At 66.1% G+C, this 4,570-nt stretch carries 3 protein-coding genes; all 3 read right to left on the bottom strand.

Annotated features, from left to right (window positions below):
• Positions 1 to 917 precede the first annotated feature (917 nt).
• Positions 918 to 1,334 carry a hypothetical protein gene (locus ON30_RS28100; RefSeq protein ID WP_157183870.1) on the bottom strand — a complete coding sequence of 139 codons (417 nt, stop codon included), beginning with the start codon at positions 1,332 to 1,334 and terminating at the stop codon, positions 918 to 920.
• A gap of 442 nt (positions 1,335 to 1,776) precedes the next feature.
• Positions 1,777 to 2,589: a DUF2690 domain-containing protein gene (locus ON30_RS28095; RefSeq protein WP_040712040.1), complete on the bottom strand. Its 813-nt coding sequence runs from the start codon at positions 2,587 to 2,589 to the stop codon at positions 1,777 to 1,779.
• A gap of 679 nt (positions 2,590 to 3,268) precedes the next feature.
• Positions 3,269 to 4,570, bottom strand: a 1,302-nt coding sequence (locus ON30_RS40740) for a WD40 repeat domain-containing protein (protein WP_218006314.1), incomplete at its 5' end; no start/stop codon positions are given.

The raw sequence follows: 4,570 nt of genomic DNA, 5'->3' as shown, positions 1-4,570 counted from the left end.
AACCGCAGGATGCAGCGCCGCGCGGCCTCGAGGATCCGCCGCCGCGCCTCGTCCTCACTGCCCGGCGGATCACCCCGCCAGCCACGAACCTTCATACGATGCCCTCCGATCCTCGGCCGATCCGGCCCCCGGGCGGGAGAGGCGATCCGTCGAAAGGGGGGACCGCGCGCCGCCTCGCCGCAGACAACGTACATCGGACAGAACTCCAGTGATCGTCCACAACGCCCGCTGCGATTGCAGGCCTACAGCACATGATCTGCTCCTGCGGGTTCGCCTTCGTGACGGGACCAGGCCGGCGCGGTGTCGGTGTCGGCCGGCGCGATGCCTCTCCTGCCTGTCGATGCAGCATCTTGTCATCGGCGTCGCGTGCGGTAGTTCAGATGGGTGGCGCCGGGCGGCGACGAGAGGGCGGTGGTGTTCGGAGTTGCTGGCCGCGCTCGGAGTCGGCTCGTGCGGGAGTGGGTCGGAGAAGGCCGCGTTGCTGGGGCGGATGACCTGAGGAGGCGGGAAGGGGGTACTCGTATCATCTCGCTCCGGCCAGCGTTATCGCGATGTGTTCTGCGCGAACAGCAGCGGAGAAGACCGCGCCATCCAGGCGCCAATGTTGGACGCCGCCCCCTCAGACTGCTCCCCGGTTCTGCCGGTGAAGGTGGCATCGGAGACTTCGCACGATTGCGTCAACGGCGCGCTGGAGTACGCCGTCAACCGGAGGAAGGCGCAGAATGTCGATCGCTCGTCGGTATGCAGTCGCTCGTGCGCCGATGCTTCCGCGGTCACCGTCGCCCGCGGGAGCATCGACGCGCACCTGAAGTTGGGGTCCGGGGCTCAGCAGGCGGCGTTTTGCACCGCCGGCTGAGCATCTTCTCGGTTTCGTGTGCGATCTGTGTTTGAACGTGGTCGTGTTTGCCCGGTTGTGGCTAGCTGCCGAAGATTGCCGCGTCGGCGATGCCGGCGGCGCAGCCGAGGGCGGCGGCGGCAACGATAACTCGGGGTTCGCGGGCGTAGGTCGCGCCGATGACGGCTGTGAGCCCAGAGCGCAAGCAGCTTTCGGCCCACGCGCTCAGGTCCGGGGGCGGACCGTAGCTGACGACCTTGACCGGGCCGTAGAGGTTGCAGCCGTTGCCTTTGACGCCGTCGCTGCCGGGTGCGGCGACAATCACGCATTCGCGTTCGAAGTGTGTACCCGGGTCGGCCTGCGCGGTGGTCGGAGCCGCGGCGAGGGCACCGCTCACCGCGCACAGGGTCACGCCGACTCGCGTAAGGGCCTTGACGCGTCGCGAGATCGAGACGCTGTGTGTTGCCTTCATGATCTTGTCCTTTCGATCGATGAACACCCGCGGGAGGTCCGCAGGTGCGAACAAGCACCGGTATGTACCGGTGGTCATCTCGGCACCCTCGAAACGAGTCGCCGAGGCTCTTCGGTGGGAGTGGGAGGCGCTCGGGTTGTTGCCGTGAGGCGGGTGCCGGCCGCTCTCGGCTTCCGGACCTGTTCTCGTGCGGGAGGAGCCGAGGGAGGTCGTGTAGTCGAGTTCCTGAGGTCGTGATGTTGTCGACGCTGGATCGGATGTCGAGATGAGGGCCTGGGTGCCACGCTGATCAGAGGATCAGTACGGGCGTCCATCCGGAAGGGTGGACGCGCGGGATGGACGATTCCTCAGGCCGTTCTCAGCAAGACTGTGATCGGCAGGTGTGGGTGCGACGGTGTGCCCGGAACGGTCGGCGAACGCGGATGTCGTAGTGCGTCGTAGGTGTGTGGTCGGTGGGTCGAGGTTGGTGTCAGGTGCAGATCGGTTGGGCGACGGGCTCGGTGTGGGTGCCGGTGGTGACCGCGGCGGTCGCGCAGAGCCGATCGGTGGGGTCGGTCCGGATGATGAGGGTGGTGTAGGCGGAGTCGACATCGGGTTCGATCGCGTTCTGGCGTGTCGGGCCTGTCGGGTCCGAGCGCCGGTACAGCGAGACCTCGAGCCGGTTACCGAGTCCAGCGTTGTCGTAGCGGGTGATGCGTGCCCATCCGGCGTCGCAGGCGTGGGAGAACAGAATCTCCAACAGCATCTGTGGTTTGGCATTGGAGCTGGCCGCGATCACCGCATCCTTGATACAGACGGTCTTCCCGGGGTCGTCGCCGGTGTGGACCTGGGGCGGCCCGCCATGCTCGCAGGAGGTGGCGAGGACTGCGGTGAGGACGTTGGTCGATATGAGGACCGCGGCCGCGATTGCCCACCAAACCCAAGACCGCCGTGTCGTGGGTGTAAGGCGCCCAGGAGGCATAGCCGGAGTCGTGTCCGAGAAGTCGCCGGTGTCGGCGAGCGTGTTCCGTCGCCGGATCCATTCTCGGGCGAGTTCCGAGTCGCCGGTCAACGCCACGACGAACGCGCGGACTGTCCGCGCGGTGGCCATCCTGCGGCCGTTGACCGCGTTGTGCAGAGTGCTGGGAGAGATCGGCAGGCCGTGACGACCCGCACGCCGACTCATCGTCCCGTAGGACATGTCCTCGTGGGACTTCTTCAACGCCAGTAGATCGGCGGCAAACGTCTCGACCGAGTCCTCGTGTTCCCCGGTCTCATTCGGGCCGTCGTTGTGATCGCTCATGATCGCTCTCCCCAGCCGGTCGATGGCGTGCCCCGTCGCGTCGGCGGCGCGTGCTCGCCGTGCGGGCCAATTCAACAGCGTCGGAGTCGGATCGGGAGGAGGAACCGCTCGACTTGGCGATGTGGATGTGACCGCGGGAGGTCGTGCCGTCGTAGGAGGCGGATGAGGCATACGGTGGCGCCTCGCAGTTTCGCCCGCGGTGCGAACGCCGCAGGATCGGATATGTGGTCGCAACCACAGAGTTTCGTGGAGGGGCAATATCGGAGACCCGTACAAAGGGTGCGGGTCAGTGGTGGCTTCCCGCACGAGTATTCGCCTTCGAGTCCCCGAGGAGGAGCTCGTGCGGGCGGCCTGCGAACATCGCTCTCATCGTGCGATTGCTGGTTGGCTGCGCTCTGTCGCGTCCGGTTTAATACTGACCCTCTGGTTCCGGCTTGTTCGGTGTTGAGGGCAGTGACTCGACTCACGCGATGGCGCGACCAGCAGGGTGCTGCTATTCGGACTCGCCTCGACGTGTCGGGCCACCGCATTCGGGAGAGAGGCGGCCGAGGACAGCGCGACCGCAGCAGCCGCACTACTGGTCGGACCCCGCGTTCACCCGACCCTGAGCGGGCAGGAGGTTCACGAACCGGGCGTGGTCGCGACACCTGGTCTTCGACCGTTGCGATGGCGGGCGGGGTCATCGCTGCGTTGTGGAAGCACGCCCTGGGACAGGGTTTGATCGAGTCAGCACGGCCAGATCACTACCGAAACCGACAAGGATCGACCTACCGGAACACGCGACGATATGCGGTGATGAAGGACAGTTGATCGTTACGATCTCCGCCATCGACGCCAGGTCCCACACCCGTATGGATCGATCCCGACTGGCACAGATCGCAACGGGTACGCCGTCGAGACTGGCGATTGTCACCTTGCCCACCAAGGCGCGGTGGGGATCTGGGATATCGAGATAGCGCGGTCGCTGCCGCCGCAACCATCTTTCGACAAACCTCCTTATCGGATGCACCCTCGTGGGCAACTCCCATACGGGCGTATTGCCGCCAAAGCAGCCCGCGATCGCGACTTGTCGGCCGCCGCGATCGACGCATGCCACAGAGAAGATCGGACTTGGTTCGCGGTAGATCGCGACCAGATTCCCGGTGGGAAGGTCCCACACCCGCACCGTGTCGTCGAGACTGCCGGTGACCGCGACAGGACGGCCGTCGATTCTGGTGCACGTCACCGCAGTAACCACGTTGGTGTGGCCGGTGAGTTTCATGCGTTCGGCTCCTGTGCTCAGGTCCCACACGCGCACCGTGCAGTCCTTGTTGCCGGTGACCGCGACAGGTCGGTCGAGGATCGCCGTGCACGCCACCGCGAACACCTCTCGGGTGTCGCCGGTGAGCATGGTGCGTTCGACACCGGTGATAAGGTCCCACACTCGCACCGTGCCGTCCTTGCTGCCGGTGACCGCGACGGGTCGGCTGTCGATGTCGGTGCACGCTACCGCGGTCACCGTGCGGGTGTGGCCGACGAGTGTCATGCGTGCTGCACCGGTGCCCAGGTCCCATATCCGGACCGTGTGATCGTCGCCGCCGGTGACGGCGACGGGTCGATTGTCGATATCGGTGCACGCCACTGCGGTCACTGTGTCCGTGTGGCCGGTGGTTTTCACGCGTGCGGTACCAGCGGTCAGGTCCCATGTCCGGACTGCGGAGTCGTTGCCGCCTGTGATCGCGACGGGACGGCCGTCGATGTCGGTGCAGGCGACCGCGGTCACCCCGCTCGTGTGGCCGGTGTGTGTGGACAGTTCGGCACCGGTTCGCAGGTCCCATGTCCGGACCGTGTTGTCCCAACCACCTGTGATCGCGACGGGACGGCCGTCGATGTCGGTGCAGGCGACCGCGGTCACCCCGCTCGTGTGGCCGGTGTGTGTGGACAGTTCGGCACCGGTTCGCAGGTCCCATGTCCGGACCGTGTTGTCCCAACCACCTGTGAT

Origin of the sequence: Nocardia takedensis NBRC 100417, from assembly GCF_000308695.1 — a bacterium.
In the GTDB taxonomy this organism is placed as follows: Bacteria; Actinomycetota; Actinomycetes; order Mycobacteriales; family Mycobacteriaceae; genus Nocardia; species Nocardia takedensis.
This window is presented reverse-complemented; position numbering and strand designations above follow the sequence as displayed.

Excerpts from the sequence above, each read along its gene's own strand:
- ON30_RS28095 (WP_040712040.1), bottom strand. The coding sequence starts at position 2,589 with ATGAGCGATCACAACGACGGCCCGAATGAGACCGGGGAACACGAGGAC.